Origin of the sequence: Candidatus Desulfofervidus auxilii, from assembly GCF_001577525.1 — a bacterium.
Classification (GTDB): Bacteria; Desulfobacterota; Desulfofervidia; order Desulfofervidales; family Desulfofervidaceae; genus Desulfofervidus; species Desulfofervidus auxilii.
Genome location: NZ_CP013015.1, coordinates 2,304,947 through 2,331,353 on the forward strand (window position 1 = coordinate 2,304,947; position 26,407 = coordinate 2,331,353).

Below are 26,407 nucleotides of genomic sequence, written 5' to 3' on the forward strand. Positions count from 1 at the left end.
AATTTTGTCATCAATTTCTAAACTCTAAACAACACCAAAATCCAAAAAGTCAAAAGTTTTAAGTGTTAAGAAGAGAAAATGATGAGGTTAGGCTAAAGGTGAATTAAGCTATTTACCGTCCCACCGACTAACCTTTATTAAGTTTTGAACTATTTCTTTCTGGCGCCTCTTCTCCACAAGAGAGGCTTGCCTTGGAAGCAATATCCAATATGGTTGTGCTCTCTAGAAAGTCTATAATCTGGTTTCTAATAGCGCCCCACTGAGGATATAAGGGACAACTTCTTTGCTGGTTGCAAGGACGAAGGCCAAATAAACAACCATGTAAAGCCTGTTTACCCTCAATAGCCTTCACTACTTCTGCTACAGAGACCTCAGCAGGAGAACGGGCGAAGTGAATACCTCCTTTTTTCCCTTTTATGGAGTCAAGAATACCTGCCCTTACCAGTGTTCGAATAATCTTGGCCAGAAAATGGCAAGAAATGCCAGTGGCGTCAGCTAATTCCCTCACGTGCATTGTCCGTCCTGTCCCTCGGATTGCCAGTGCTACAAGAGCCATTACAGCATATGTGCTTGTGGTGGAATAAATCATGGCCTCACAGCTATATAATAATTTATCTATAAATTGTCAATAAACTCTTTATTGACTTCTCTCCCAAAATGATTATTTATTTAAATGGAGAATTTAAAAATTCTTAAAAGGAGGTGATGGAAATGTTTGAAATTTTACCCTGGGGTGCAAGAAGAGAATTAGAGACCCTGAGAAGGGAAATGGACAGGTTGTGGGAAGGATTTTTTGGTGAAAGAAGAGGTTTAGAACCCGAGGTATGGGCACCAGCTTTGGATCTCAGCGAGACCAAGGATAAGTTGATTGTAAAGGCTGAATTGCCTGGTGTTGACCCTAAAGATGTGGATGTATCCTTAACTGGAAATGTGTTAACTATTAAGGGAGAAAAGAAAGAAGAAAAAGAAGAGAAAGAAGAGAACTATCATACAATAGAACGTAGATATGGCAGTTTTATGCGGAGTATTAGGCTCCCTGTGGAAGTAGAAGAGGATAAAATTGAGGCTTCTTATAAAAAGGGTGTCCTAAAAATAGTATTACCCAAATCTGAAAAGGCTAAGCCAAAGGGCATTAAGATTAAAGTAGAATAAACAGGAGTTGGATAATCATTTGTTTTTTGCGCCCAAATAAATTTTGGGCGCAATTTTTTTCTCACACATAGATAGTTCTATATTCAATAGGTCTAATGTGAGGATATTTAAAAAGGGGTAAAAGTAATTGTTTATTTACTACTATCCAATAGTGGTCAGGATTCAATTCCCTTAATTTCCCATCGGCAGGAGGGAGAGAAACTTCTGGGTGAGAATAAGTTACCTCAAAGAGTCCTACACCATATTCTTTATTACGATAAAAAAGGTAGTGGTTTTCAAAGGTATTTTTTTTCATTTTATTTTCACTAGCTATTTTTTTAATTTCTTCATTAGATAACTTTAACAATACAAATTTACTCAAATTCCCATCTGTTGTAATTTTAGTGAGAGAGCGACAACTAGAGCTGCTGACATAAATAGTGGAAATGAAATCCAAGTGTTTTAAATACTGAGCAGCAGTGATGGCTGCAGTTCGCCTGCCTCCGGCTGTATAATGAAATCCATAGTATTCAAAAAATTTCTGCTGTAATAATAAAGCATACCTTTCCCCTTTTTCGTATAATTCCTTTGAAATATACCTTAAATATTTAGCCAAATCCTCTGCAGCAGCATCAATGGGCCAATCTATTTTTACTCTAAAGTGAGAAAGAAGATAGCGAAAGGACTTAGTTGAACTATCTCGTTGAATTAATAAGGCAAAATCTATAGGTAAAAGCTGCTCTAATAATTTGAAAAATCCTGTCTGGTCAAAATAAGATAGGTTTTTAGTAAAGTCTTTATAAAGTTTAAAATCCACAAGATATTGAAGGTTTTCTTTAACTAATTTGTTGGTTTCAAAAAACCGGATATAGCGTTTGCAATAACTTGGCAGAGTTCCTTCACAAAATATAATTAAAAAGGCATTATACAAAGGATATTCCTTTTCATAGATTCGAGCCCTAGGCTTTAATTCTCTTTTATCTATAAAAGGATATTCTTCTTTTGCATTTAAAAATTTCCAAAGAGAATCTAATAATGCCTTTTGAATTAAAACCCTATCTAGTTCTTCCTGTAGGAAGTGATAGATGATGCGTCCTGTTCTTTCTTGATAACTTATTTGTTCTCTAGATAATGCCATTTCATCACCATGCCCTTTTTATTTGATGTAAAACATATGTTTTTAAAACTTTGTTGGTTACTGAACCTATGGTATTTTTTAAATTGACCAAGGGTATTTCTACTCGTGCCATCTCTTTATGTCCTCCTGCCCGCCCTATTTCACCAAAGGCTTTTTCAGCTAATCTTCCTGCATGTTTACGATAGTCACTATTTCGGAAAACTATAATTAAGTTATTCTCACATAGACCAGAAACGATACTATGTGAATTTTCATATATTCTTAAGAGAAAATCAGCTAAAATAACGCAGACATCAGGTTTTTTTATCTTTCCTAAATAAACAAATATCCTGTGGTGAGCCAAATCTACCTCCATCACCTCAAATGCCTTTTTAAAGTAAGGAATAAGCTCCAAGCGAAACTCTGAAGTCTCTATCTTACGAACAATTGTTTGGTTGATATATTTGAATAAATACCTGAAGGATTGAATGTCCTTTTCTGTCCCTCTAAGGGTGAAATTGTGAGTGTCGGCTTTAATGCCATAAAAAAGGGCAGTGGCTAAACGAGAAGAAGGTTTAATTCTAGCTGCTCGTATATATTCAGTTAATAATGTAGCCGTCGCTCCATATTCTGGTTCTATATCCACAAATCTTCCAGTAATTTCTTTTTTTATAGGGTGGTGGTCGATGATAATATCAAAGGAAATTTTCTCTAGTGTTGGAAAGTGTTGGGGCTGAGAATCAACCAGAGCAAATTTGTTATACAGAGAAATATCCACTTTTGCTATAAGCTCAATAGGGATTTTTAACAAGTGAACCATGGTCAAATTGTCAATACGTTCAATCTCACGAATGGAAGCAATGGTTATGGTTTTTACTCTTCTCCATAAAATTCTTTTTAAGGCCCAAGCGCTAGAAATAGAATCAGGATCAGGGACTATCAAAATTAATATCTGATCTTCAGAAGTAATAGTTTCAAAAAGATATTTTACTTTTTCTTTAGCCGACTTAAAAATCATATTTACAAGATAAAGATTTTTTTAAAAAAATCAATCCTAAAACCTAACTTTCGCCATCCACAATTATAATCTAACCAAAACTTTGAAAAAAGGGCATATGTGAATTTTGAGTTTACATATTGCAGAAAATATTAAAAAAATGTTAAAAATGGTAAGTATGATTTAAAGGAGGTTTCATATGCCTATTGAAATAGAGAAGGAAATAGAGAAAATCCATAAGCAGATCAAGTACTTGATGGATACATTTTCTCAACAAATGATGTCTATACCTACTTTTTTTGAACAAAGATGGATACCTAATATGGATGTGGTTGAAACTGAGCATGAATTGATAGTAATAATAGATGCAGCAGGGTTAAATAAAAAGGAATTCAACATTACTTTGGAAGGAGATATTCTGAGCATCTTTGGTTTTCGTAAAGAACGTTTTCAGGCTACAAATAGAAAGTACCATCAGGTAGAAATTCATTATGGTCCTTTTGAAAGAAAATATCGTTTACCTGTCTCTGTTAGAACAGATGCCATATCAGCAACTTATAAAAACGGCTTTCTGGAGATTAAGCTTCCTAAAAAGAAAGTAACTATCTCAAAAATAATTGAGACTAAGGAGTAACCATGCCAGAAGAAAAGGCCCTTTTCCCAACAGGAGAGGTAAAAATACCTCAAGAATTACCCATTCTTCCTTCTCAAGACTTGGTGTTATTTCCCAAAATGGTGTTACCACTTGTAGTAGCAGAACCCAAGCTAATCCAATTAATAGATGATGCCTTAAGTGGTGATAAGATTATTGGCCTGGTTGTTACCAAAAAAGGAGAAGAAGCCAAAACGCCACCTGAGAATTTATATCAAGTGGGCTGTGCAGCCCAGATATTAAAAATGGCCAAAGTTCCAGATGTGGGTGTGCGATTACTGGTGCAGGGTTTAGCCCGAATTGGCATCATGAATTATCTTCAAACAGAACCTTATCTTAAGGCCACGGTTGTTCCTCACTATGATGAGATAGAAAAAGATGTGGAGATTGATGCCCTGGTTACTAATATAAGAGGGCTTTTTCGAAAAGTAGTAGAGCTTTCACCTTATTTACCTTCAGAATTGGGCGTCATGGCTATGAATGTGGATGAGGCTGGTGTCTTGGCAGATATGGTAACTTCTACCTTAAATATTTCTAAAGAAGATAAACAAAAAATACTTGAAACCTTTGATATAAAAGAGCGGTTAAGGGAGGTAGTTAAGTTTCTTAATAGAGAAATAGAAGTTTTAGAGTTGGCAAATAAGATTCAAACCCAAGTAAAATCAGATTTGGATAAGGCACAGCGAGAATATTTTTTGCGCCAGCAATTAAAGGCTATTCAGAAAGAACTTGGGGAAAAAGACGAGCATGAGATAGAAATAGAAGAGCTAAAGGCCAGGATTAAAGAAAAGGGATTGCCAGAAGCCGCCGCTAAGGAAGCAGAAAAGGAGCTAAATCGGCTTGCACGTATGAATCCTGCCTCACCTGAATATGTAGTGGCCAGAACATACTTGGACTGGGTATTAGAGTTGCCTTGGAATGAAAGCACTCAGGATAATCTGGATATCAACTCAGCAAGGGGTATTTTGGATAAAGACCATTATGATTTAGATAAGGTAAAAAAACGTATCCTTGAGTATCTGGCCGTGAGGAAACTCAAACCAGATGCCAAAGGTTCTATTCTTTGTTTTGTTGGTCCTCCTGGGACAGGCAAGACTTCATTGGGTAGGTCCATTGCTACGGCCTTAGGTAGGAAGTTTGTGCGTATTTCCCTAGGAGGGATAAGAGATGAGGCAGAAATTCGAGGACATCGTCGGACATATGTGGGGGCATTGCCAGGAAAGATTATTCAAGGAATGAAAAAGGCAGGTTCAAATAATCCTGTGTTTATGCTTGACGAGATAGATAAGATTGGGGCAGACTTTCGGGGTGACCCAGCGGCTGCCCTTTTAGAAGTCCTTGACCCCGAACAAAACTATGCCTTTGTTGACCATTACTTAGGAGTTGAGTTTGACCTTTCTAAGGTAATGTTTATTACCACTGCCAATATTTTAGATACCATTCCTCCGCCTTTGCGTGATCGTATGGAGATTTTAGAATTACCTGGCTATACTGTGCAGGAAAAAGTCAAAATCGCAGAGAAATACCTCATTCCACGGCAGTTAGATGCCCATGGGTTAAATGAAAACTATATTAAATTTGAAAAGGAAGCTATTAAAAAAATTATTCTTGACTATACTAGGGAAGCAGGATTGCGGAATTTGGAAAGAGAGATTGCTAGTATTTGCCGACAGGTGGCAGTGAAGATAGCAGAAGGTAAAGAAGAATTGACTGTTATTACTGCTGAAAATCTAGCTGATTTTCTGGGACCACCACGTTTTTATCGTGAGGTGGCTGAAAGGGTAACAGAGCCTGGTGTAGCTACGGGACTGGCTTGGACACCCACTGGAGGTGAAATCATCTTCGTAGAAGCCACAAAGATGGCAGGGAAAAAATCACTGGTTTTAACAGGTCATTTAGGGGAAATAATGAAAGAATCTGCTGAAACTGCCTTAAGTTATATCCGTTCTAAGGCTCAGCAGTTTGGCATTTCTGAAGACTTTTATGAGCATAATGACATTCACATTCATATTCCTGCTGGAGCCATTCCCAAAGATGGGCCTTCAGCTGGTGTGGCTATTTGCACTGCCTTAGTCTCTCTATTCAAAAACAAGCCAGTGAGAAGCGACCTAGCAATGACTGGTGAGATTACTTTAAGAGGATTAGTACTTCCTGTGGGTGGCATTAAAGAAAAAGTCTTAGCTGCCCATCTAGCAGGAATAAAATATGTAGCGTTACCGAAAAAAAATGAAAATGATTTAACAGAAGTCCCTAAAGAGGTAAAAGAGGATATAAAGTTTTTATTTATAGAGAAAATAGAAGAAGTAATAAACTTTGCCTTAAAAGAAGATGTTCCATCAGATAAAAGTTAAAAATAAAAAACAAGGTCTAATAGACCTTCACACTCATTCTACTGCCTCTGATGGTTCCTTTAAACCCAGAGAAATAGTGCTTCTGGCGAAAAAAATAGGATTAAGGGCTGTTGCCCTTACTGACCATGATACCGTAAAAGGCCTAGATGAATTTATGCAAGCAGGAACAGAAAATAAGTTAGAGACAGTCCCAGGGGTTGAGCTCAGTGCACATTTTGAAAAGGGGACACTCCATATTTTAGGTTATTTTTTAGATTATAAAAACCCGACCCTAATTACAAAATTAAAAAAATTTCAACAAGTTAGAGCTGAACGCAATCCCAAGATTATTAAAAAACTACAGGCTTTAAATATTCCTATTACCTATGAAGAAGTAATTGCTATTTCTGGAGGTGGTCAGATTGGTCGTCCTCATATTGCCAAAGTGCTTTTAGATAAAGGAATTGTAAACACATTTGATGAGGCCTTTCAAAGATTTTTGAAAAAAGGTGGCCCTGCTTATGTAGAAAAGGAATATATCTCGCCAAAGGAATGCATAGAAATCATTCTTGAGGTAGGCGGCTTGCCCGTGCTTGCCCATCCTTTTACTTTACATTTAGAAAATAGAGAATTAGAGGTCTTTGTTAAAAAATTAAAAACATGGGGGTTGGAAGGAATAGAAATCTATTATACCGAACACACCCAAGAGCAAATTAACTTTTATCTTTATCTTGCCCAACGATTTAATCTGTGTATTACTGGAGGCTCTGACTTTCATGGTGAACAAAAAAAGGAAATAAAATTGGGTTTTGGTTATGGAAATCTTAGGATACCATATAGTTTGCTAGAAAAACTTAAGGAGGTTTACTATGCAAAATACAGAGACCGTTTTATCAGAAATCAAAAAACAAGAACAAAATCTCTATGACTTTTACCTAGAGGCCAAGAAAAAAATTTTACATCCTGTTTGTCAAAAGGTATTTGCTACTCTGAGTAAAGAACACCAAAAACACCTTGAAAGAATAAAAGAAATCCTCTCCCATGCAAAAAAGGGAAAAAGCTGGCTGGTAGATAGATGGCTTTGGGATGTGGGACAAGGAATTTCCAACCCTTTAACCCAAATGTCTGAATTCTCAGAAATGCCTCTTTGTACTACAGAAGAATTAAGATGGCTCAATTCAGCCATGGAAAAGGAAGAAGATTTTTTTAATTTCTTGGATGAACAAGTAAGAAAGAGCTCACAACCTCTTATTAAGCGGTTTTATTTGAGCCTTGCTTATGAAACTAGAGGTTATTACCTGCTTTTGTTAGATACCAAAGATTGTATCACCCATCCTGATTATTGGCAACAACCCCTTCAACCGGTGCTTGTTGATGGTATATAAATTGTTGGCCATATATGGTAGTCCAAGAGTGGGCGGTAACTCAGATTTGCTTTTAGACAGCTTTGTAGCTGGAGTAAAATCACCAAATTGGGAGATAACTCGCCTTTATGTGCGTGAGCTTAATATACTTCCTTGTATAGCTTGTGGAGAGTGTGATAAAAAAGGAGAATGTCCTATAAAAGACGATATGCAAGCAATCTATCCCTTACTTTCACAAACAGATGCAATGATAGTAGCCACCCCTGTATATTTTTATAATGTTCCTGCCCAATTAAAGGCCCTAATTGACCGTTGCCAACTCCTTTGGTATAAAAATAAAGGGAAAAGACCTGTTTTATTCAAACCAGGCTATTTGATTACCATAGGTGGCAGACAAGAGAAAAGTATCTTTGAGGGAATTTTTCTTACCATTAAGTCTTTTTTCTTGACTTTAGGAGTGAGACTTAAGGCTAGTTGGACTTATGCTGGTATTGACAACCTAGGCACTATCAAAAAACATCCTACTGCCTTAAGAGAGGTTTATCAAGCAGGTAAGAAATTATGCCAGAAGTCATAGTGATTGGTTCAGGTACCGGAGTACCTTCTTTAAATAGGGCATCCCCTGCCATCTTGTTAAAGACTAAAAATACTTTTGTCCTTTTAGACAGTGGACCTGGCACCCTTAGACAATTGTTAAAGGTCAATATTACCTTTTCTCAGTTGGATTTAATTCTTTATACCCATTTCCATCCTGACCATATAACTGATTTAATCCACTTTCTTTTTGCCTCTAAATATACCCCAGGTTTTCAACGAAAAACACCTGTTTTTATCTGGGGACCGCCAGGGTTTCTGGAATTCTATAATAAATTAAAACAGGCATTTGGCTCATGGATTGAAGTATCAAAGGATAAAATTACTCTAGCTGAAATTCCTCCAGGTTCTCTATGGGCCTATGAAGATATTTACATTCAGCCCTTTTCTACTTTTCATACTCCACATAGTCAAGGATATTGCTTGCACACAGAGGGGAAAAAGATTGCCTATACAGGTGATACTGACTTTGACCTATCTCTTGTAGATGCTGTTAAAGATGCAGATTTATTAATCTGTGAGGCTTCCTTTCCTGCTTCTCAAAAAGTGGAAGGTCACCTTACACCTACCTTAGCGGGAGAGTTGGCTAGAAAAGCAAATGCAAAGTGTCTCCTTTTAACTCATTTTTATCCTGAATGTGATGCTATAGATATCGGAGCTGAATGCAGGCAATCTTTTACTGGCCCTCTCTATCTAGCTCAAGACTTAATGCATATAGAATTATAAGAATACCATCATGCTTTTTTTACTAACATATACATTAAGTAAACAATAATCATCCCGGCAACATCATCAATCAAGTAGTGATAGCCTAAAATCAAACTGCCTATAATAATAAAACAGAGAAAGAAAAAGGAAATCGCTATGAGCCATCTTTTGCCGAAATCACGCGAGAGTAAAAATAATTGAAGGGCATAACCTACATGGAAACTAGGGAAGGCAGCAATAGGAGTAATGGCCTTTCCTTTCAAGAAAGTGAAGACTTCTGCTCCTTTAGTGAGAAATAAGGTTTGTTGGTTAAGACAATGAAGATGGTATTTCCAGCTAATGAGTGCATCAGGCAAGTAATTAAAATAATCCTTAGCTACATAAATAGGTGAAACTGCTGGGAAAAGATAATGTAACACGCCTCCTACCATCAGAGAAAGTCCGTAAACGCCAAATAATCTTTTTCTGAATGTTTCATTCCCAGAAATTAATCCAAAAAGGAAAAGCCAGTGAGCTGCTCCCCAACCAGGAACATATATAAAATCTAAAAAACGATATACCCAAGCTGGTAAGCTAGAAAAAACAGGTTGCATTAAAGACCAAAAAGGAGTTTCCCACTTCCATAAAGGAAGATGATGATTATGAACACTCCCAAATAGCTTGAGAGTAAAATAGGTCTGGATAATGAATAAAAAAGGGACAGCCCATTTGAACCAGTTAATAATAAGATTTTTCTTCCATTGTCTGGGGAGGGGGAAAATTGTTTCTTCTTTGTATCTTTTTTTGAGAAAATATTCTATAATTGCCAGCAGGGAAACAATAATCAGCGATCTTTTAAGCCAAGAGCTTCTTATAATGAGCTGGAACAGATAGCAATGAAGTTCCATATGTAGATAATATTGGCCTAAAAGGGTTCCCCGACTGATTTCAAAAAAGGCAAAGAGAAGGTTAGACAGAAGATATATGTAAAAAATAGATAAAATAGGCTCTTTAAACCAGTTTTCTAGTTGGATAGGTTTGGAGGAAATTAATGTCTTTGTCTCGGTAGATATTTTTAGTTTTTCCATACCCTCTTATCCTTAAAATGGCTAAATCCTTTCTGGCTGATGTCTTCTTTTTGTCCATTAGAAATTAAATAAACTTTGTTCCCTTTAGTTATTTCACCAATAATAAAAATATCTTTTTTTAATTTTTTTTGAATATCTTTTTTTAATCCTTCTACTTCTGATGCAGGAACAGTAAACAAAAGGCAATAATCTTCTCCTCCACTTAACACCCACTGAAGGAGGTTTATCTTGAACCTTTTAGCTGCTTCCTTACAAGCAGGCGATATAGGTAATTTTTCTTGATAAATTTCTGCCCCCACTCCACTTTCCAGACAAATCCAGGTTAAGTCAGAAGCAATGCCGTCAGATACATCTATCATGGCATGGACAAGACCTGTCTGGGCTAGATATTGACCCAAAGAAACCTCAGGTTTGGGAAAAAGTTGGGCATTAATAAGAGAGGAAAAAATAGTGTCTTCAACATTATAACCTCTTTCTAATAAAGCAAGCCCTGCAGCTGCATTGCCTAGATAATTACTTACACAGATTATGTCTCCTACCTTAGCTTTGGACCGAAAGATTATTTGTCCTTTGGGAGCTGTTCCTAAGAGAGAAATGTTTATAACAGTCTTTTCTGATTCTACGGTATCTCCTCCAATTAAAGCTAGCTTATATTCTTGGGCAGTTTTTTTTAAACTTTGTAAGAATTCCTGTAGTTTGTTTTTAGAAAATTCTTTAGGAAAACCAATAGAAATAGTAAAACACAATGGCTTGCCTCCCATAGCAGCAATATCACTTATATTTACTGCTAGGGCCTTATAAGCAAGAGCAAAAGGTGACATCCATTCCCAACGAAAATGTGTGTTTTCTATAAATAAATCAGTAGTCCAAAGTAAATAAACATCTCCAAATTTTAATACCGCTGCATCATCCTCTATGCCCTTTTTTATAAATGGATAAAAAGGCAAGTTTTGTGCTACTGTTTTGAAAAGTTGAATAATATCTTTTTCTTCCATAATAAAAAAGCCGTCTGTGGAACACAGACGGCTGCTTTTAAAATTTAGTTTCTATTCAGCGTCTTTCCCAGGAAATTGTTCTCTTTTCAAGAATTTCTCCTCACGTTCAAATCTTAAACATTAAGGTTTTTGGTATGGACTTTTTTGAAGCTCTTCTATATCAGAAATATCTATATCAGGAACAGGTAGAGCCTCAGATTCCTTTGCTGCTGCCTCTTTTATTTCATCAGTTCGGGATATAACTGCATCTAAAGCCTCCTTACCCATAGACTTGTGTTTTGCAATTTCTTCAAAAAGCACTCTATTGAAGGCTACAGGTACGTCTGTAATTGCTCCTCTAGAATCAATTCTGGCCGCAGTAAATGCTTCCATTATTTTTTTCTCAACTTCTTCAGGAATTTCTACATTAATAGCCTTTAAAGTACCTCCAAATAAATTCACAATTTTTTCTTCAACCTCCGTCCCCTTTATTGCATTTAGCCTTTTATCATCCAAAAGAATAACTATAAAATGAGCCATTTTTTTCCTCCTAATTAAATTTTTTAAACCTCCATGTCAGGTAATTCTACTTCTAGCCTTTCTTCTTTCTCTTTCACATACTTCTCATTACAAAATGGATAACCAAATTTTTTCCACCACTTAACAATCACCTTATAAACTTCAGGCCTAAAGATTACCTTAGGTGGAAAGACACCTTCAGCTACCATACCCCTAACAAAACTGCCGCTGAATTTCTGCTTTTCTTTAGCATGGTTGCAACACCCACTGTAGGCAATTTCATTACAATGAGGACAATACCAAAACTCAGCCATATTCTGTGCCCTGATCTGCAAGCCATAAGGCACTTCATTAAGTGGTTTAGGAATACCAAAGCTGGGAATACCCTTGCCCCAGAGTATTTGGGTAGCATACATATCATAATATTCACCGACAGCGGCATGGTCTCTACCAAACATATGATGTGTGCAACCCATATTCTGCCTAATGATTCCATGCAACATGGACTCAATGGGATTTCCGTATCTCATATCCCACAAACAAATGGTGACTAAGTGCCTTTCTGGCTTGATATAACCTCCAAGATGCACCATCTCATGACCTTCCACGATGGCTTCGTCAGGATAATCACCTCTTCTTTTCACTCCAATAATGGCATTTACCTGTATTCCATGACAAGGTTCTATATCTCCTGTAAAACCAGCGCTCTTCATCAACATCTCATGTCCTACGTGAGGCACATTTCTGGTTTGATGGTTTATTACTGTCCTCCATCCTCTCTTAGCATATTCTTCCCTAGACTTTCTTGGAGGATACCAGAATCTATCAAATGGTGGCATCAGTTTAGGTTCATTTATAATGGTATATTTACCTGCCAATATTACAGGATTCATACTGCGATAAATTACCCAACCTGGATGTTTCTTATCAAATGGCTCCCTTACTACTTCTGGATTGTCTTCAGGTGTCCCAAATGTCCTGGTAGCCACTTCTTCTGGGTTAATTCTATATATTTCCTCTACATCAATGACAGCAAAGGGTTTGCCTTTAAGTCTTAAAAGCACCCTATCACCTACTTCCACCCCCAATTCCTTATAATCTTCCTCACTAATATCAAAGAGCATGGGATAAGGGAAAATCCATTCACTTAACAATCTTCTTTCTTTCAACACCCTTTCCAGCTCTGCCTGTTTCATTGAACCTTCAACTGGAGAAAAGAAACCATAACAAATAGACATTATTTCCCTATAAACATTTCTTACTGGCACACCTGTCTCATAATGTAAGGTAGGCTTAATGTCATAAACTGCCTTAGCCATTTTGGCCATCTTTTTCCCCACTTCAGGGTCTGTTACCACTCTTTCTACAAGTCTGCCTCCATGAGGCAAAGGCGTTTCAATTAATAATCCCATTGTGCACCTCCTTTTTTATTTTTCACTTTTTATTGGAATATCACCCTTTACGCCCCACATCCCTCCTTTCTGTTTATTTTTTACCTTATTACATGCCTAAGTCTCACTTACAACGGTTGCTTTTATACTATAAGTTAACTGAGTTGTCAAGTTTATTTTTCTTCCAACAGCTACGAAGAATCAAAACCAAAAAATAAGATAAAAATAGCTAGGGAATAAAGATAGGTCAACTTTGGAGCTAGGACTTCGTCAAAGTAATTTTAACGGAAATCCAAATGTTAAGCGCACCTGTCTGCCGACAGGCAGGATGGCTCAATGCAGAATGCAGAATGCAAATTGAAAAATGCAAAATCGCCTTCTGTTAAATTGGAGCGTTAGCACGTTTACACGTTTGCACGTTGGAATTGGGAATTAGGAACTGGGAATTGGGAATTTCTATTTTCTGTTTTCTATTTTCTGTTTCCCGTTTCCCTTTCCTTCTTTATGCACGTTAACACGTTTACACATTGACACGTTTACATGTTAGAATTGGGAACTGGGAATTTCTGTTTTCCGTTTTCTACTTTCTTAACTGTATTTTGTAGGTTTGACCCCAATTCCACTACATTTGACTATTTCATTCCCTCACTATTTCACTACTCACTGATTTAATGTTTTGGCATTAAGACATTTGGATTTCATTTGGCATTTGGATTTTGAAATTTGGATTTTTTAGACCATATTTAAACGTTTGTCCTTTTTGTTAAATTACTTATGGCCTGACTTTGGGGCTTAAGGTAATTTGTTTTTTTTAATATTTTTTCTATAATTAAAAAAACTTTTAGGAGGTAAAAATGAAATTAATTACTCTTTATGATAATCAGGCCCGAGAAAAGTTCAAAGCAGGATGGGGTTTTTCTTGTTTGTTAAAATTAGAGGAACAAACTATTTTATTTGATACTGGTGCAGATGTAGAAACATTGGCCTATAATGCCCGCCTTTTAGAAATAGATAAAGACAAAATTTCTCATTGTTTTATTTCTCATGACCATTATGACCATACTGGAGGTATAGGATGGCTTTCTCCAAAAACAAAGGTGGTGTTTCCTAATCAATATAAAGGGGAGATATCACAAATTGATGCTATGGTTTTTGATCTTCCCATAAAAGAACAAACAGTGATTGTGAAACCCAACAAAGTAATGCTGGTGGGTTGTTCTCATCCAGGGATTGTGCGAATGGCTAATGCGGTTTATGAAAAGTATGGAAAGCTTAAGCTTATTATTGGTGGCTTCCATCTTTTAGGTAAAAGTGAAAGGGAAGTCTCAGAAATGGCTAAGGTTTTACTAGAAAAAACAGAACTGATTGCCCCTTGTCATTGCACAGGAGAATCAGCCATAAAGGTATTTGAAGAAGTCTTTGGGAAACGTTTCATAGAAAATTATGCTGGAAAAATAATAGAGATTTAACCCCTCTCCCTTAAAGGAGAGGGGACATTTTAATCTTGAAATGAGGGGTTATACGCCCTAACAACCATCTCTAAGTGGTTGATTGAATCTTGGTCATAATTTCCTTCTTTAATGAGTGTTTGGGCAGCTTGTTTGAGGGAAAGATTCATAGCCGCTGCATTGTGAGTCAGACCTAAAATAATATTTGTCTTAGTGATAAATCCATCTTTGTCTGTTTCACAATCATGAATTAATGTGCCAGGAACAGATTCCACACAGCCCACTCCATGTCCTGCTTTTGCTTCTACTGGCACACGCACATCTTTATCAGTAATCTCTGAATCTTTTAACAAGGCTAGTGCCTGTTCAGCATTGGCAAGCATTTCTATTAAACTGGCATATGGATAAAGCATGGTGTATTGACAAGGACGACCAAATTTATCTCTAAATTCTTCAAGCTCTGCTTGAGCTAAAGGAGTAGCCATTTTTTCACATACATTAATGCGGGCAAGGGCACCAGTGCGATAAATGGTGGAATTATCTAATTCTAAACCAAATTCACCCCAGTTTTTTACATAACAAAATTTGCTATATGTCCAAGGTTCTATATGTTGGGCAATATAATCTGTGTATTGCTCATAACTGAAATCTTCACAACTCCCATCGGCCTTCATTAAACGCAACTTTCCATCATAGATCTCCCAAGTCCCATCATCTGTAATGGTGCCTAGGAAACCAGTATTGATCACTCCTATCTGTTCTATAACATCCATATATTTAGATAACATTTCTGTTTTGGCTAATTCCATACTAAATTTAGCAAATTCTAATAATTCTTCTGTGCCTTTCAACATTTCCTCTCTTTCACTTTCCGTCATGGGTTTGCTAAAACCACCAGGCACTGCTGCCATAGGATGAATAACTTTACCGCTAAAGTGTTCTACTAACATAGCTGCCAATTGCCTCATCTTGATTACCTTTGTTCCTAATTCAGGATTAGATTTAAATATACTGAACACATTTCTTGATTCAGCCTCAGGTCTTATGTAGTCAGGGGCTACTAGAAAGTAAAAATGCAGGGTTTTATTAGCTATCCAGGCTAAGTGTTGCATAAGGCGTCGCAGTTTGTCTCCGGCAGCAGGTAGTGTAGCCCCAAAGATTTTGTCAATGGCTTTATTTGAAGCTAGATGATTATCCCAAGAAGAGATACCACAAATGCGATTAACAATCCTGGGTATTTCTTCAGCCGGACGTCCAATACAAAACTCCTCAAAACCACGCATGGAAGGAATGACTATTTTTGTTTCTGCCACGTTACCATTATCATCTAAATCTATCATTATCTTAGCATGGCCTGTAATCCTAGTTATGGGATCAATGGTTAGAGTTTTTCCCATTTTCTACCTCCTTTATCTTTTAGGTAATGGTCTTAAATTATTATGTGCCCCGATAAACCGATTAAGTAAGGCCCTTCTATCTGGCACACCCTGAGGACTAAGACCAATAGAAGACCAGGCAGACATCATGTCTACCATGGGTTTTGCCCCTTTTCTTATGGGACCAAAACAGCCACGACATCCTACTCTAGCCCTGATACATCTGGGAGCGTCACTATCCCCTCGGCAACCTGCCCTGGTTACTGGACCCAGACAAATAAAACCCTGTTCCATAACACAGCGCATGGTATCCAAGGATTCTTCAGGAGAAAAAGTTAAGTTTTCAAAGAATCGCTTGGTGGTCCCACTACTGGCCTTCTTTTCCCGACGCGTGGGGCAGGTATCACACACACTCCTCTCTGGTAAAGACCAAGTTTCTCCTTTTAACAAAGCATTAATAGCCTCATTAATATTTTGAGGATGAGGTGGGCAACCTGGGATATAAATATCTACTTTAGCTATTTCATCTATGGCATATACGCGGTCTAACCAGGCTGGCACCTCTGAAGGCAAGGAAGAATAAATAGCATTTAATATCTCTTCCCTTTTCCACATATTGGCCATGGCAGGAATACCACCATTTATGGCACAAGTGCCTAAGGCTACTAATGTTTTACATTTTTCCCTTATTTTTTGAAGAATTTCTTTTTGTTCCTCGGTCCTCACTCCTCCAGAAACAATGGCCACATCTGCCTCAGGTATTTCTACCTGAGTGCCTTCACCAGTTTGACCATAATATTTGTGGTCTATCAAAAAAGGCATGTGAACAAATTCCAATTCTGATAATAAATCAACCAGGTTTTCTCCTATATTTAGGATACTAACCTCACACCCTGCACAGGCATTAAACCATTCTTCTACTACCTTGAGCGCCATCTTTAACCTCCTTTCCTCACAAATTCAACCTCTTTAAAATGGAGATTTTTATAGACTATTCTTAATGACTTGTAAAGTAATTTGATTGCAGGACTTTCCCAGAATTTTTAAAAGCTTTCCGAAAAGAAAGATAAGCTCCTCAAAATAGTAATAACTTTAAAAAAAACGGTCAAATGTAGTAACTGACCTTACGCACATTATAAAAAATCATTTTTTAAGGGTTGCAACCATATAAAATTTGGGTGAGTGCAGTAAGGCACGAAGCTTTCCCTTCTTTTCAAGCATCTTGATAATTTTCTGGGGAGTAAGAGAAAGGAGTTTAGGCATAAGCGCCTACCGTTAAAGTATATTCCAAAGTTTCTTCCTCCGTTGGTATCTCTTCACCATGCTCCTTTAAGCTCTCTATATAACTCAATAGCTTCCTTTGCCATTTCTATCGCTTCTTCTATTGTGTCCCCATAGGTTACACAGCTAGGAAGAGAGGGAACTATCACCGTATAACCGCCCTCAGGTTCTTTTCTAAGCAGGATTCTATAGCTTAATGTTTTCATATTATCACCTCATACAGCATAGTGTATAACGGCTTGCGTGTATCTGAAGTCCGAGCCCATAGGGCGAGGATTTGGGCGAAGGCATAAGCCGAAGCCAGATACCCGCTTGTTAAGTGACTCCGATAGGGGCAAGGTGCGAAGCACCGCAGAGTTACTGGCTTGCCCGATTAACTATTTAATCAGAAAATGATTAAACATTGTCATAAAAAATTTCATCTAGTAATCTTTTCCTATAGGAGATATTCATTATTGCTTCATAAACAATTGGCTCATGAAATCTCTTAAATCCCGATATTTTACTTCGCTCTAATTCGGTCATTACCGCTTGTTTCCAATAACTTTTTAAACTGTCGGAAAACTCGATTCTATTTTTTCTTTCAAACACTACCCAAAGAGCTTCACGGATTTTATTTCTAAAAAAATACCCATCATCTATCTGCACAACTCCATCTTTTGTGTAATCCTCCATCTCATAGTCAAGAGGCATAATTAAACCAATTTTGCCATTATATTCAGGATTCAATACATATCTTTGATTGATGGTAATCGGTATTCTGCCCCTTTTGGTAATGGACATCACAAGTCTTGGATCGTTGCTTTTAAGACTGGTAAACTCGATAAGGTCTTTAGCTAAATCAAAATAGTCATTTATCCATTTTCTATTTGGTGCTAATTTTTTAATACACGTAACCAAACGTTGGTGAGATTCTTTATAGTTTTTTATTATGTTTTGAACACTGGTTCCAACATCATCTACCAACTTTGCCTTAATCGATGTTGACTTTGAGGGTAAACCACCTATGGTATTGTATATCTCATTATAAGAGGGTAATGAGCTAATCGATAATATATACTCATCTAAAGCTTGAGTATTTATTGATTCTGATTTGTCCCATAGATCACGAAACCAATTTTGAAGCTCCACCACTAGTTCCTTTTCTTCAATAAAAACACCCATTTCCACTCGTTCCGTTATTCCTTTCTCTGTAAGATTAGATGAGCCTATGAAGGCCTTACTATTTCCTATAACGACCTTTGCATGGATATCCCTGTAATGATGGATACTCGACGATTTTTCCGAGATAAAATTTTTAATCTTTTGTCTTTCTTTTTTGTTATGAGAACATATCCATTCCTCAACATCTGTAATAAGACGCCAATAATTAGCTAATTTAATGATTCTCTCAAAATATTTCATCCCGATATAAGGACATACTATAGATACATCTTCATTTCTAACGATTGCTGTTATGACTTTGTCAAAAGGGGATTCGCCCCCTCTTGAGCTTTCTTTGTCATGATAAACTAATTGAATTTTATTCATTGTATCCCTTTTTACATTATTGATATGTTCATATAAAGTTATCGTCTATATTCTTTCCATTAGCCTTTTGGGCAAGCCAGTAATTTCACTTATTGTTGATTAAAATTACGCTTTTTAGAATTGACTGCCTTAAATTTGCTTCCATCTATGGCCACAAGTTCTCCACTAAAAAGATCAAGCTTCTTACAAAGTAGGATAAAATCCCTGCCTACCTTCTTTATGGCCTCTTTGTTATCTTTTCTAAAATCAGCAATGGTTTTAAAATCTGGGGCCAATTTTTTGAGTAGCCACATTAGCTCTATATTTCTTTTACATTCTTTTTCTAAACACCGACTGGAACGAATACGATTTAAGTAGCCATAAATATATAGCTTTAATAAATCAGCAGGGTTGTATGAAGGACGCCCTGTGGACTTTAACTTAGCATGTTTAAAACCAAGTCCCTCTAAATCTAAATTATCTACAAAGGCATCTATAAATTGGACAGGATTTTCTTCCTCCCCGCCTGCCTGTCAGCAGACACGGCCGTCGGGCAGGAATGTAATCATCAATGGCTTTTGGAAATAATATCGTCTGTCTTCTGGGGACGCCCTGAATATACTTCATATTTCCCTCTTATCATTTTTTTCTTGCCAAAATGATATCAATATTTTATTATTTTTCAAGGGTTTTCACACAATCTGACGTTTTCGGCATAAGCGAACTTGCGAAGCAAGTTAGGTGGAGCGAAGGGAAACCGCTTATGCTGTATTATCTGACGTCGCATAGCCGAATTATCTGCAGAATCAAATAGCAGCCCGCATCCGCTTTTCAAGTTCAATAAATCTATCTCGATATTGCTGAATTACTGTTCTGGCCTCTTCCAGCTTAGTCAAAACGAAGTCAGGTCTTTCATCTACCTCAGCGTGAAGTTGTGCAAGGTCGTACAGAAGTCGGGCGATGAATTCTCCGGCCACACGCTCAGTTTCCAAGAACGACTCTATAGTTCTACGCAATTCATCAGGATCTCTGAAGGAAAAGAAGCTAACAAACCTCCCTAGAATGCCATCTCTGATTTCACTTCCTGCTGTCCGAAGCGATTCACACAACTGGAAGGCTCTGTACTGGTGCTCCCATTTGTCCATATTATTTAGCTCTATGATCTCGTTTTTAACTTGTTGAAGATTTCCTGCCCTCATTTCTCTAATAATATGACTAATATGCTGCTTAACTGCGGTCAGCAACAAATCGACCATTTCACACGTGTCGCCAATAGATTGCCTCATTTGGTGACGTTGATCTTTAGTAAGCCTTGTCGCTTTACTTACTCCATCTATGAGCTTCTCAAACAAATTGAGAAGTCTGTCCAATTCTGCAATGCTTACTTGAAACTTTTGGGTATTTTGATTTGACATTTTCCGATCCTCCGTATCGCGATGTCAGATAACGTTCCGAGCGTATCTGAAGTTTGCGGTCGAAGACCGCAAATTTGGGCGAAGGTGCATAGCACCGAAGCCAGATCGCTCTGTTATACGCCGTTGCCTCATAGTTTACCCCTACTTTCTTTAACAATACGGACAGTTTTCTCAGTCACGATTATAAAATTATTGACAAGCTTGTCAGAGTAGGACTCTAATACTCGCTGTAATACAGCAATTTTATTCTCAGACCGTTCATCTTCTAATCGCAAAAGGATTACACCTTTGTGTGGTTTTCTCATGCGGAATACAAGTTCGCCAAAATCTTTATCATTGGTAACCAAGATATAGTTCTCAAGATTTGCTTTCTCGATAATGCTCTCATCATCTAATCCCGAGCCTCATCATAAACAGAAAATACATCGTGATGTAATCTTTGCGACCATCTAGCAACTGCAGGACCCGTGCATTCATCAACAAGAAAACGCATGTCTAAACCGCCTCTACCAAAGGCATAAATGTTGTGTCCTCGAGTGTTTCAGAAGCGTACAGCAAACAGGCTAAAATATCTTCCTTTGTTAATCCCTTGTATTCTTGGAGAATTTCATCAATGGTTGCTCCATGTGCTAATAGATTCAAAATGTACTGCACTGTTAACCGCGTGCCTCTAATGACTGGTTTTCCTACCATAATTTTAGGGTTTAACACAATGCGTTCAAGTAATTGCTTTTGCTCCATTTTTCCCTCCTGTTATATTGTACGTCATTCTACTATATAAAGGGCAATGGCGTATAACTTAAAATAATCGAATAGTTCGTTTATCCCCCAAAATGGGAGATAATCCGAACCTATTTCGTTTATCCCTTGCTCTGGAAGAACTTAACTTTCTGCACATAAAGTAGGTTCACTTCTTTGTAATCTCATTTAAACAATTATCATGCTCATTAAAATTTGTAAATAAATTTCTTTATATTGCATTGCATTTTTGTAAGTGTTCACCACCCCGCCTGCCTGCGGGCAGGGGCAGACAGGCCTGCCTGCCGTCAGGCAGGTATCCAAAAATCAATGTGGATTTTGGGATTGAGATAAAAAGTGTGTTATAATACACCTTAAATTTTAAAAATAGGAGATAGACATGTGGCAGCGAAATATTATTATTGACCAAAAGGAATTGAAATCTTTGTTAGAAGAAACAAGGGTTATTGCCATTATTGGTTTAAAAAATGACCCTAATGGACCTAGTTATCAAGTAGCTTCTTATTTGAAAAAGGCAGGCTATAAAATTATTCCCGTTAATCCTAAATTAACTGAAGTATTGGGAGAGAGGGCTTACCCTAATCTAAAAACTATCACTCAACCTGTAGACATTGTAGACATCTTCCGAGCCTCACATCGGGTAAAGGTGCATACTCAAGAGGTGCTAGAACTCAGACCAAAGGCGGCTTGGATGCAAGCGGGGATTGAAAATTGGGAAGTAGCTGAAATTTGGGCTCAGAGCGGGATTAAGGTAGTAATGAATCGCTGCATCATGGCTGAACACGCGGTTTTATTAGGCAGTGAGGAAACGCCTTTTTGTCCTGTATCTTTTCCTAAAAAGGGAGTATAAATGTCTTCTATAGCCATTTTAGGGGCAGGAAGCTGGGGAACCGCCCTAGCCTTATTACTGGCAGAAAAAGGATTAAGGGTAAGACTTTGGGTTCATGGAAAGGAGACATACCAATCTTTAATTGAACACAGAGAAAACATTTATTATCTGCCAGGGGCCAAGTTATCCCCTAATATTTTCCCTACCCAATCTTTTGCGCAGGCATTAGGAGGACAACAGGATATTGTGATGGTGGTGCCTTCTCATGCTTACAGAATGGTACTTAAACAGGCCCTACCTTATCTCCAATCTGATTGCCACATTATCTCGGCTACAAAAGGAATAGAGACTCAGACCTTATTGACTATGTCTGAAGTTACTAAACAGGTATTAAAGGGTTTTTCTTACACCTATACTGTGCTTTCAGGCCCAAGCTTTGCTAAAGAAGTAAGCCAGCATTTTCCTACCGCCGTCACAGTAGCTTCTTCCCAACAGGAAACCGCATTACATACCCAGAAATTGTTTTCCACCCCCTATTTTCGTGCTTATACCCATCATGATGTTTTGGGAGTGGAGCTAGGAGGGGCATTAAAAAATGTCATGGCTATTGCGGCTGGGATTTGCGATGGTTTAGGACTAGGACATAATGCCCGTGCTGCTTTGATTACTAGAGGTCTAGTAGAAATGACGCGCCTGGGGGTGAAGCTAGGGGCTGGATCAAAAACCTTTGCTGGACTTTCAGGACTAGGAGACCTGGTTTTGACTTGCACCAGTTGTTTAAGCCGAAATTACACAGTAGGCAAACGCTTAGGAAAGGGAGAGGGTATTAAAGAAATCCTTTCTTCCATGCGGATGATAGCTGAGGGGATAAAGACTACGCATTCAGCCTATTTTCTATCCCAAAGAGAAAAAATAGAAATGCCCATCACCTCTGAGGTTTATGCCATACTTTATCAAGGGAAATCCCCCTTAGAGGGCCTTAAAGATTTATTGAGTAGAACACTAAAAAGGGAATTTTGGTAATGAAATTTCCCAAATTTAGAAAATGATGCAAAAATTTATCCGTTTCTTAAAACAAAATACCACTAAAGAACAATATGAGGCCATTACTTATACCAAAGGGCCTTTACTAGTCACTGCTGGGGCAGGGAGTGGCAAAACACGAGTAATTACCTTTAAAATAGCTTATCTGATTAAAAAAGGCCTTTCTCCTGACCGCATTCTGGCGGTTACTTTTACTAACAAGGCGGCTAATGAAATGAAGGAGCGGGTTAAGGAATTAACAGGATTTACTCCACCCTGGATCCGGACTTTCCATAGTGCATGTGTAAGGATATTGCGTAAATATGGTCCTGTGATTGGCATTAAACCAGAATTTAAGATAGCTACCGAAACTGACCAAAAAAATATGATAAAGGAGGTAATGAAAGGCCAAAAAGAGAGGGAAAGAAAACGGATGTTGCTTTTAATCACTAATTTAAAGAATAACCATCCTGCCTATGTCTTAAGGCAAGACCACCGGTTTATTCAGCCTATTTGTAGAAAGCTGGCCCTGCAATTGAGGTTGAAGGCAAATGGGGCATATTACTATTATTTGAATTATGAAAAGATAAAGAAAAAATATGAGTATCTTGATTTTGATGATTTGCTTCTTAAATCTCTTGAGCTATTCCAATTTCAACCAGAGGTGAGAAAGAAAGTTCAAAACTATTTTGAGTATATCCTGGTGGATGAATATCAGGACACTAATAATGTTCAAGAACAAATTATTGGACACTTAATGCGAAAAGGGAATATTACGGTAGTGGGAGATGATTATCAAAGCATCTATGGTTTTAGGGGGGCAGTAATCCAAAATTTTTTAGACTTTAAGAAAAAATACCAAGCAAAAACGGTTGTTTTAGGATGTAATTTCAGGTCAGTAAAAACCATTGTGGAGGCCTCAAGTAAACTGATTAAAAACAATTTAGGCCAGGTGCATAAAGACCTATATGCCTACGATAAAACCGAAATCCCAGTTTGTATTAAGTCATTTGAGGACGAATACCAAGAAGCTCAATGTATTCCAGGCATAATTCGGGGATTAGCCGAACACAGAGGTTGTGATTATAAAGATATAGCAGTGCTATACCGAAGTGCGTATATCTCTTATATCTTGCAACATGAATTAATCAAACAAGGCATTCCAGTGATAGTCGTGGGAAATAATTTTTTCTTTAAGAAGAAGGAGATAAAGATTATTATTTTGTTTTTACGGATGGTGTTTCAAAACGATAAATTGGCCTTGATGCAATTTTTAGAAGAGAATTTCTTAAAAGGCTTTGGGAAAAAGGGGTTGGAAAGGCTCAAAAAATACGTTGAAACTTTAAGCACTGTTTTAGATATAGTGAAGGAGACAGAATGTGGAAAGGAGTTTACAAGACAACAAAAAATGACCCTTCGGGCCCTTAAAGAAGGAATAGAAACCGTTAAAAAATATAATAAAAGTGCTGATGCCATTCAGGCCTTTTTAGAAGCCTTCCCGAACGTATTCAGTCGTTATCTAATAGCTATTTCTGATGATAAAGAACAACTACAAGAGCGAAAAAGGAGTGTAAATGAATTTTTATCCTTTGCTAAGTCTCATCAAGACATAAATGGCTTATTGGAGGAAATTGCCCTTTTAACAGACAAAGTGGCCAACGTAAATGAGAAAGATGCCGTGCATCTGATGACTGTTCATCAAGCCAAAGGATTAGAATGGAAGGCAGTGATTGTGCTTGGGGCTGAAGAAGAAATCTTTCCTACCAGACATGCCTTAACTCCAGCAAAAATTGAAGAAGAAAGAAGGCTTTTTTATGTAGCCATCACCAGGGCTAAAAAATATCTATTAATCACCCATGCATTTTGGCGCAATAACTGGGACAATGCACTAAAAATCTCTCGATTTGTAAAAGAAATCCCTAGAGAATGCGTGATAGAGGATGGGCTATAGCCTCCTAAAAAATTACCATTAATAATTTTGCCCTTGCCAGGTTTTTTCCTTTTCAATAATATGAATGACTTGCCAATGTCTTTGTTTTAGACTCTGGGCAATAAAACGCCGATGACACCGCCACGGAAATCTTTCTGCACAGGTAATCACAGAAACTCTCTCCTGAGCTATCTTCTCCAATTTTTCTATCGCCTTCAAATAAGTTTCTGTCTTCATATAAGCTTCATAACCACCCTTTCTATATCCACCCAATTCCTTGCCCAAATAACAATATTTAATACCTTGCTGCGTGAGAATATCAAATAATTTTTCTCTTTTAAAATGGGGCAATCTACTGGTGGGAAATCTCCTTACATCTATAACACATTTTATTCCATAAATTTCCAATATTTCTAAAAATTCCTCTATAGAACGAACACTAGAACCAATAGTATAAATAACCATCTTGCCTTTTCCCTTTAACTATTGTAGAAGATTTAAGCATGGCTTATCAAGATTTGCAGTCATTTTTAAAAGATTTAGAAAAAGCTGATGAACTCTTGCGGATAAAAGAACCCATCAGCCCTTATCTTGAAATTACGGAATTCACAGATAGAATAAGCAAACAGCATGGGCCTGCCTTACTTTTTGAAAACGTAGTAGGCTATAAGACTCCTGTTTTGACCAATGCCTTTGGTTCTTTTAAGCGGATAACTATGGCTTTGGGTGTAAACTCTTTAGAAACATTGGGACAACAGATTTTGGATTTCTTACAAGTAGAGGCTCCAGATAGCCTGATAAAGAAATTAAGGCTTCTTCCTAAATTAAAGCGTCTAAGTAATATCTTCCCCAAATTGGTAAAAACCGCCCCTTGCCAGGAAGTGGTATTAAAAGATGAGGAAGTGGATTTAAACAAATTTCCTATTTTGCACTGTTGGCCTTTAGATGGAGGAAGATTTATCACTTTACCCCTAGTTATTACCAAACACCCTATTACCAAAGTGCGTAATGTAGGTATGTATCGGATGCAGGTCTATGATAAAAAGACTACCGGAATGCACTGGCATCCTCAAAAAGGAGGGGCTCAACACTATCGAGTGGCCGAGGAACTGGGACAGCGTTTAGAAGTAGCGGTAGCTATAGGGCCTGAGCCGGCCATGACCTATGCAGCTACTGCACCTTTACCTGAAGACACAGACGAGGTGCTTTTAGCTGGATTTTTAAAAAATGAGCCAGTAGAAATGGTTAAGTGTCTGACTATTGATCAAGAAGTACCGGCAAATTCCCAAATTGTCCTTGAAGGTTATGTAGAGCCAGGTGAGAGGCGTAAAGAAGGTCCATTTGGTGACCATACGGGTTATTACTCCTTGCCTGATGATTATCCTGTATTTCACATTACCTGTATTACCCATAGAAAGGATTTTATCTATCCTGCTACTATTGTGGGCCGTCCACCACAGGAAGATTGTTATCTAGCTAAGGCTACGGAAAGGCTATTTTTGCCCTTGATAAAAAAGCAGTTACCTGAAATTGTGGATATAAACCTGCCTATAGAAGGTGTATTTCACAACTTAGCCTTTATCTCCATTGATAAACGCTACCCTGGGCATGCTAAAAAAGTCATGTATGCCATCTGGGGATTGGGGCAGATGGCTTTTACAAAAATTGTGGTTGTTTTTGACAAAGATGTTAATGTCCAAGATACCTCTGAAGTAATTTGGCGTTTGGGAAACAACATTGACCCTAAAAGAGACATAGTATTTGTAGAAGGTCCAGTGGATGTCCTCGACCATGCCTCGCCTTTACCTATGTTGGGTAGCAAGATGGGCATAGATGCCACCCGCAAGTGGCCAGAAGAGGGTTTTACTAGAGAATGGCCACCAGTAATAGAAATGACACCTGAAGTAAAGGAAAAAATAGATAAATTATGGGAAAAGCTTGGGATTAAGATTGAGGAATAAGCATTTATACAGTAGCTTTTACCATTAAAGGT

General features: G+C 37.6%; 26 protein-coding genes and 2 pseudogenes. 12 read left to right on the plus strand and 16 right to left on the minus strand.

Features of this window, described 5'->3' with window-relative positions; all coding sequences use genetic code 11:
• Nucleotides 1-127: 127 nt before the first annotated feature.
• A complete protein-coding gene (locus HS1_RS11520) occupies nucleotides 128-589 on the minus strand; it encodes an RrF2 family transcriptional regulator (protein WP_066065643.1) in 462 nt (153 codons plus the stop codon).
• A gap of 122 nt (nucleotides 590-711) precedes the next feature.
• On the opposite strand from HS1_RS11520, the gene HS1_RS11525 reads away from it, so the two are divergent.
• On the plus strand, nucleotides 712-1,152 hold the full coding sequence (locus HS1_RS11525) for an Hsp20/alpha crystallin family protein (RefSeq protein ID WP_066065647.1): 441 nt from the start codon (nucleotides 712-714) through the stop codon (nucleotides 1,150-1,152).
• Nucleotides 1,153-1,213: 61 nt separating this feature from the next.
• Here the strand turns inward: HS1_RS11525 and HS1_RS11530 are convergent, their stop codons facing one another.
• Both HS1_RS11530 and HS1_RS11535 read right to left on the minus strand, forming a co-directional pair.
• The gene (locus HS1_RS11530; protein ID WP_066065650.1) at nucleotides 1,214-2,269 is read right to left on the minus strand and encodes a hypothetical protein; all 1,056 of its coding nucleotides are present in this window, start codon (nucleotides 2,267-2,269) and stop codon (nucleotides 1,214-1,216) included.
• 4 nt (nucleotides 2,270-2,273) lie between these two features.
• Nucleotides 2,274-3,266 carry a DHH family phosphoesterase gene (locus tag HS1_RS11535; RefSeq protein ID WP_066065654.1) on the minus strand — a complete coding sequence of 331 codons (993 nt, stop codon included), beginning with the start codon at nucleotides 3,264-3,266 and terminating at the stop codon, nucleotides 2,274-2,276.
• A 178-nt stretch (nucleotides 3,267-3,444) separates the two neighbouring features.
• Between HS1_RS11535 and HS1_RS11540 the strand changes: the two genes are divergently transcribed.
• The 6 genes from HS1_RS11540 to HS1_RS11565 are packed head-to-tail and all read left to right on the plus strand — an operon-like array spanning nucleotide 3,445 to nucleotide 8,911.
• Complete coding sequence (locus HS1_RS11540) at nucleotides 3,445-3,879, plus strand: Hsp20/alpha crystallin family protein (RefSeq protein ID WP_066065657.1); 435 nt, start codon at nucleotides 3,445-3,447, stop codon at nucleotides 3,877-3,879.
• Between the two features lie 2 nt (nucleotides 3,880-3,881).
• The gene (lon, locus tag HS1_RS11545) at nucleotides 3,882-6,248 is read left to right on the plus strand and encodes an endopeptidase La (RefSeq protein ID WP_066065661.1); all 2,367 of its coding nucleotides are present in this window, start codon (nucleotides 3,882-3,884) and stop codon (nucleotides 6,246-6,248) included.
• Entirely contained in the window at nucleotides 6,226-7,155 is a 930-nt protein-coding gene (locus HS1_RS11550) for a PHP domain-containing protein (protein WP_066065664.1), read from the plus strand. Before lon ends, HS1_RS11550 begins: the two co-directional genes overlap by 23 nt.
• Nucleotides 7,097-7,612 carry a hypothetical protein gene (locus HS1_RS11555; RefSeq protein ID WP_066065668.1) on the plus strand — a complete coding sequence of 172 codons (516 nt, stop codon included), beginning with the start codon at nucleotides 7,097-7,099 and terminating at the stop codon, nucleotides 7,610-7,612. Before HS1_RS11550 ends, HS1_RS11555 begins: the two co-directional genes overlap by 59 nt.
• The gene (locus HS1_RS11560; RefSeq protein ID WP_066065671.1) at nucleotides 7,602-8,168 is read left to right on the plus strand and encodes a flavodoxin family protein; all 567 of its coding nucleotides are present in this window, start codon (nucleotides 7,602-7,604) and stop codon (nucleotides 8,166-8,168) included. The genes HS1_RS11555 and HS1_RS11560 overlap by 11 nt, the downstream gene beginning before the upstream one ends.
• Complete coding sequence (locus HS1_RS11565; RefSeq protein WP_066065675.1) at nucleotides 8,153-8,911, plus strand: MBL fold metallo-hydrolase; 759 nt, start codon at nucleotides 8,153-8,155, stop codon at nucleotides 8,909-8,911. Before HS1_RS11560 ends, HS1_RS11565 begins: the two co-directional genes overlap by 16 nt.
• An 8-nt stretch (nucleotides 8,912-8,919) precedes the next feature.
• Here the strand turns inward: HS1_RS11565 and HS1_RS11570 are convergent, their stop codons facing one another.
• The 4 genes from HS1_RS11570 to sat form a co-directional block, all read right to left on the minus strand.
• Nucleotides 8,920-9,960 (minus strand): phosphatase PAP2 family protein, encoded by a 1,041-nt coding sequence (locus HS1_RS11570; protein ID WP_066065678.1) that lies wholly within the window; start codon nucleotides 9,958-9,960, stop codon nucleotides 8,920-8,922.
• Nucleotides 9,948-10,955, minus strand: a complete 1,008-nt coding sequence (thiL, locus tag HS1_RS11575) for a thiamine-phosphate kinase (protein ID WP_066065681.1) — start codon at nucleotides 10,953-10,955, stop codon at nucleotides 9,948-9,950. Before thiL ends, HS1_RS11570 begins: the two co-directional genes overlap by 13 nt.
• Nucleotides 10,956-11,075: 120 nt before the next feature.
• Nucleotides 11,076-11,474 carry a DUF6955 family protein gene (locus HS1_RS11580; protein WP_066065684.1) on the minus strand — a complete coding sequence of 133 codons (399 nt, stop codon included), beginning with the start codon at nucleotides 11,472-11,474 and terminating at the stop codon, nucleotides 11,076-11,078.
• Between the two features lie 23 nt (nucleotides 11,475-11,497).
• On the minus strand, nucleotides 11,498-12,865 hold the full coding sequence (gene sat, locus HS1_RS11585; RefSeq protein WP_066065687.1) for a sulfate adenylyltransferase: 1,368 nt from the start codon (nucleotides 12,863-12,865) through the stop codon (nucleotides 11,498-11,500).
• 833 nt (nucleotides 12,866-13,698) lie between these two features.
• On the opposite strand from sat, the gene HS1_RS11590 reads away from it, so the two are divergent.
• On the plus strand, nucleotides 13,699-14,313 hold the full coding sequence (locus HS1_RS11590) for an MBL fold metallo-hydrolase (protein ID WP_066065689.1): 615 nt from the start codon (nucleotides 13,699-13,701) through the stop codon (nucleotides 14,311-14,313).
• A 29-nt stretch (nucleotides 14,314-14,342) separates the two neighbouring features.
• Here the strand turns inward: HS1_RS11590 and HS1_RS11595 are convergent, their stop codons facing one another.
• The 8 genes and pseudogenes from HS1_RS11595 to HS1_RS11630 all read right to left on the minus strand — a co-directional run bounded on the left by HS1_RS11595 (nucleotide 14,343) and on the right by HS1_RS11630 (nucleotide 20,614).
• Nucleotides 14,343-15,689 (minus strand): Ni/Fe hydrogenase subunit alpha, encoded by a 1,347-nt coding sequence (locus tag HS1_RS11595; RefSeq protein WP_066065692.1) that lies wholly within the window; start codon nucleotides 15,687-15,689, stop codon nucleotides 14,343-14,345.
• A 12-nt stretch (nucleotides 15,690-15,701) separates the two neighbouring features.
• Nucleotides 15,702-16,604 (minus strand): NADH-quinone oxidoreductase subunit B family protein, encoded by a 903-nt coding sequence (locus HS1_RS11600; RefSeq protein ID WP_066065694.1) that lies wholly within the window; start codon nucleotides 16,602-16,604, stop codon nucleotides 15,702-15,704.
• 319 nt (nucleotides 16,605-16,923) lie between these two features.
• Nucleotides 16,924-17,155: pseudogene (locus HS1_RS11605) on the minus strand (type II toxin-antitoxin system HicB family antitoxin).
• Nucleotides 17,156-17,345: 190 nt separating this feature from the next.
• Nucleotides 17,346-18,479 carry a phospholipase D-like domain-containing protein gene (locus HS1_RS11610; RefSeq protein ID WP_066065697.1) on the minus strand — a complete coding sequence of 378 codons (1,134 nt, stop codon included), beginning with the start codon at nucleotides 18,477-18,479 and terminating at the stop codon, nucleotides 17,346-17,348.
• Between the two features lie 101 nt (nucleotides 18,480-18,580).
• Nucleotides 18,581-19,085 (minus strand): annotated as a pseudogene (locus tag HS1_RS12930) (transposase); the annotation flags it as partial.
• 179 nt (nucleotides 19,086-19,264) lie between these two features.
• Nucleotides 19,265-19,873, minus strand: a complete 609-nt coding sequence (locus HS1_RS11620; protein WP_066065702.1) for a hypothetical protein — start codon at nucleotides 19,871-19,873, stop codon at nucleotides 19,265-19,267.
• 128 nt (nucleotides 19,874-20,001) lie between these two features.
• Complete coding sequence (locus HS1_RS14105; protein WP_420886041.1) at nucleotides 20,002-20,220, minus strand: DUF5615 family PIN-like protein; 219 nt, start codon at nucleotides 20,218-20,220, stop codon at nucleotides 20,002-20,004.
• A gap of 148 nt (nucleotides 20,221-20,368) precedes the next feature.
• Nucleotides 20,369-20,614 (minus strand): DUF433 domain-containing protein, encoded by a 246-nt coding sequence (locus HS1_RS11630; RefSeq protein WP_066065705.1) that lies wholly within the window; start codon nucleotides 20,612-20,614, stop codon nucleotides 20,369-20,371.
• 397 nt (nucleotides 20,615-21,011) lie between these two features.
• On the opposite strand from HS1_RS11630, the gene HS1_RS11635 reads away from it, so the two are divergent.
• Genes HS1_RS11635 through HS1_RS11645 form a run of 3 tightly spaced genes read left to right on the plus strand, consistent with a single transcriptional unit; the run spans nucleotide 21,012 to nucleotide 24,435 of the window.
• Nucleotides 21,012-21,482 (plus strand): CoA-binding protein, encoded by a 471-nt coding sequence (locus tag HS1_RS11635; protein WP_066065708.1) that lies wholly within the window; start codon nucleotides 21,012-21,014, stop codon nucleotides 21,480-21,482.
• Nucleotides 21,483-22,484, plus strand: coding sequence for an NAD(P)H-dependent glycerol-3-phosphate dehydrogenase (locus HS1_RS11640; RefSeq protein WP_066065711.1), 1,002 nt, complete (start codon nucleotides 21,483-21,485; stop codon nucleotides 22,482-22,484).
• A 22-nt stretch (nucleotides 22,485-22,506) separates the two neighbouring features.
• Nucleotides 22,507-24,435: an ATP-dependent helicase gene (locus tag HS1_RS11645; RefSeq protein WP_066065713.1), complete on the plus strand. Its 1,929-nt coding sequence runs from the start codon at nucleotides 22,507-22,509 to the stop codon at nucleotides 24,433-24,435.
• An 18-nt stretch (nucleotides 24,436-24,453) separates the two neighbouring features.
• Here the strand turns inward: HS1_RS11645 and HS1_RS11650 are convergent, their stop codons facing one another.
• Nucleotides 24,454-24,879, minus strand: coding sequence for a DUF488 domain-containing protein (locus tag HS1_RS11650; protein WP_066065715.1), 426 nt, complete (start codon nucleotides 24,877-24,879; stop codon nucleotides 24,454-24,456).
• Between the two features lie 38 nt (nucleotides 24,880-24,917).
• Between HS1_RS11650 and HS1_RS11655 the strand changes: the two genes are divergently transcribed.
• Nucleotides 24,918-26,375, plus strand: a complete 1,458-nt coding sequence (locus HS1_RS11655) for a menaquinone biosynthesis decarboxylase (RefSeq protein WP_066065718.1) — start codon at nucleotides 24,918-24,920, stop codon at nucleotides 26,373-26,375.
• Nucleotides 26,376-26,407: the final 32 nt, after the last annotated feature.

Excerpts from the sequence above, each read along its gene's own strand:
- HS1_RS11610 (WP_066065697.1), bottom strand. The coding sequence starts at position 18,479 with ATGAATAAAATTCAATTAGTTTATCATGACAAAGAAAGCTCAAGAGGG.
- HS1_RS11595 (WP_066065692.1), bottom strand. The coding sequence starts at position 15,689 with ATGGGAAAAACTCTAACCATTGATCCCATAACTAGGATTACAGGCCAT.
- HS1_RS11530 (WP_066065650.1), bottom strand. The coding sequence starts at position 2,269 with ATGGCATTATCTAGAGAACAAATAAGTTATCAAGAAAGAACAGGACGC.
- HS1_RS11540 (WP_066065657.1), top strand. The coding sequence starts at position 3,445 with ATGCCTATTGAAATAGAGAAGGAAATAGAGAAAATCCATAAGCAGATC.
- HS1_RS11570 (WP_066065678.1), bottom strand. The coding sequence starts at position 9,960 with ATGGAAAAACTAAAAATATCTACCGAGACAAAGACATTAATTTCCTCC.
- HS1_RS11630 (WP_066065705.1), bottom strand. The coding sequence starts at position 20,614 with ATGGAGCAAAAGCAATTACTTGAACGCATTGTGTTAAACCCTAAAATT.
- sat (WP_066065687.1), bottom strand. The coding sequence starts at position 12,865 with ATGGGATTATTAATTGAAACGCCTTTGCCTCATGGAGGCAGACTTGTA.
- thiL (WP_066065681.1), bottom strand. The coding sequence starts at position 10,955 with ATGGAAGAAAAAGATATTATTCAACTTTTCAAAACAGTAGCACAAAAC.
- lon (WP_066065661.1), top strand. The coding sequence starts at position 3,882 with ATGCCAGAAGAAAAGGCCCTTTTCCCAACAGGAGAGGTAAAAATACCT.
- HS1_RS11550 (WP_066065664.1), top strand. The coding sequence starts at position 6,226 with ATGTTCCATCAGATAAAAGTTAAAAATAAAAAACAAGGTCTAATAGAC.
- HS1_RS11580 (WP_066065684.1), bottom strand. The coding sequence starts at position 11,474 with ATGGCTCATTTTATAGTTATTCTTTTGGATGATAAAAGGCTAAATGCA.
- HS1_RS11600 (WP_066065694.1), bottom strand. The coding sequence starts at position 16,604 with ATGGCGCTCAAGGTAGTAGAAGAATGGTTTAATGCCTGTGCAGGGTGT.
- HS1_RS11635 (WP_066065708.1), top strand. The coding sequence starts at position 21,012 with ATGTGGCAGCGAAATATTATTATTGACCAAAAGGAATTGAAATCTTTG.
- HS1_RS11525 (WP_066065647.1), top strand. The coding sequence starts at position 712 with ATGTTTGAAATTTTACCCTGGGGTGCAAGAAGAGAATTAGAGACCCTG.
- HS1_RS11620 (WP_066065702.1), bottom strand. The coding sequence starts at position 19,873 with ATGTCAAATCAAAATACCCAAAAGTTTCAAGTAAGCATTGCAGAATTG.
- HS1_RS11565 (WP_066065675.1), top strand. The coding sequence starts at position 8,153 with ATGCCAGAAGTCATAGTGATTGGTTCAGGTACCGGAGTACCTTCTTTA.
- HS1_RS11645 (WP_066065713.1), top strand. The coding sequence starts at position 22,507 with ATGATGCAAAAATTTATCCGTTTCTTAAAACAAAATACCACTAAAGAA.
- HS1_RS11655 (WP_066065718.1), top strand. The coding sequence starts at position 24,918 with ATGGCTTATCAAGATTTGCAGTCATTTTTAAAAGATTTAGAAAAAGCT.
- HS1_RS11520 (WP_066065643.1), bottom strand. The coding sequence starts at position 589 with ATGATTTATTCCACCACAAGCACATATGCTGTAATGGCTCTTGTAGCA.
- HS1_RS11590 (WP_066065689.1), top strand. The coding sequence starts at position 13,699 with ATGAAATTAATTACTCTTTATGATAATCAGGCCCGAGAAAAGTTCAAA.
- HS1_RS11535 (WP_066065654.1), bottom strand. The coding sequence starts at position 3,266 with ATGATTTTTAAGTCGGCTAAAGAAAAAGTAAAATATCTTTTTGAAACT.
- HS1_RS11650 (WP_066065715.1), bottom strand. The coding sequence starts at position 24,879 with ATGGTTATTTATACTATTGGTTCTAGTGTTCGTTCTATAGAGGAATTT.
- HS1_RS11555 (WP_066065668.1), top strand. The coding sequence starts at position 7,097 with ATGCAAAATACAGAGACCGTTTTATCAGAAATCAAAAAACAAGAACAA.
- HS1_RS11640 (WP_066065711.1), top strand. The coding sequence starts at position 21,483 with ATGTCTTCTATAGCCATTTTAGGGGCAGGAAGCTGGGGAACCGCCCTA.
- HS1_RS11560 (WP_066065671.1), top strand. The coding sequence starts at position 7,602 with ATGGTATATAAATTGTTGGCCATATATGGTAGTCCAAGAGTGGGCGGT.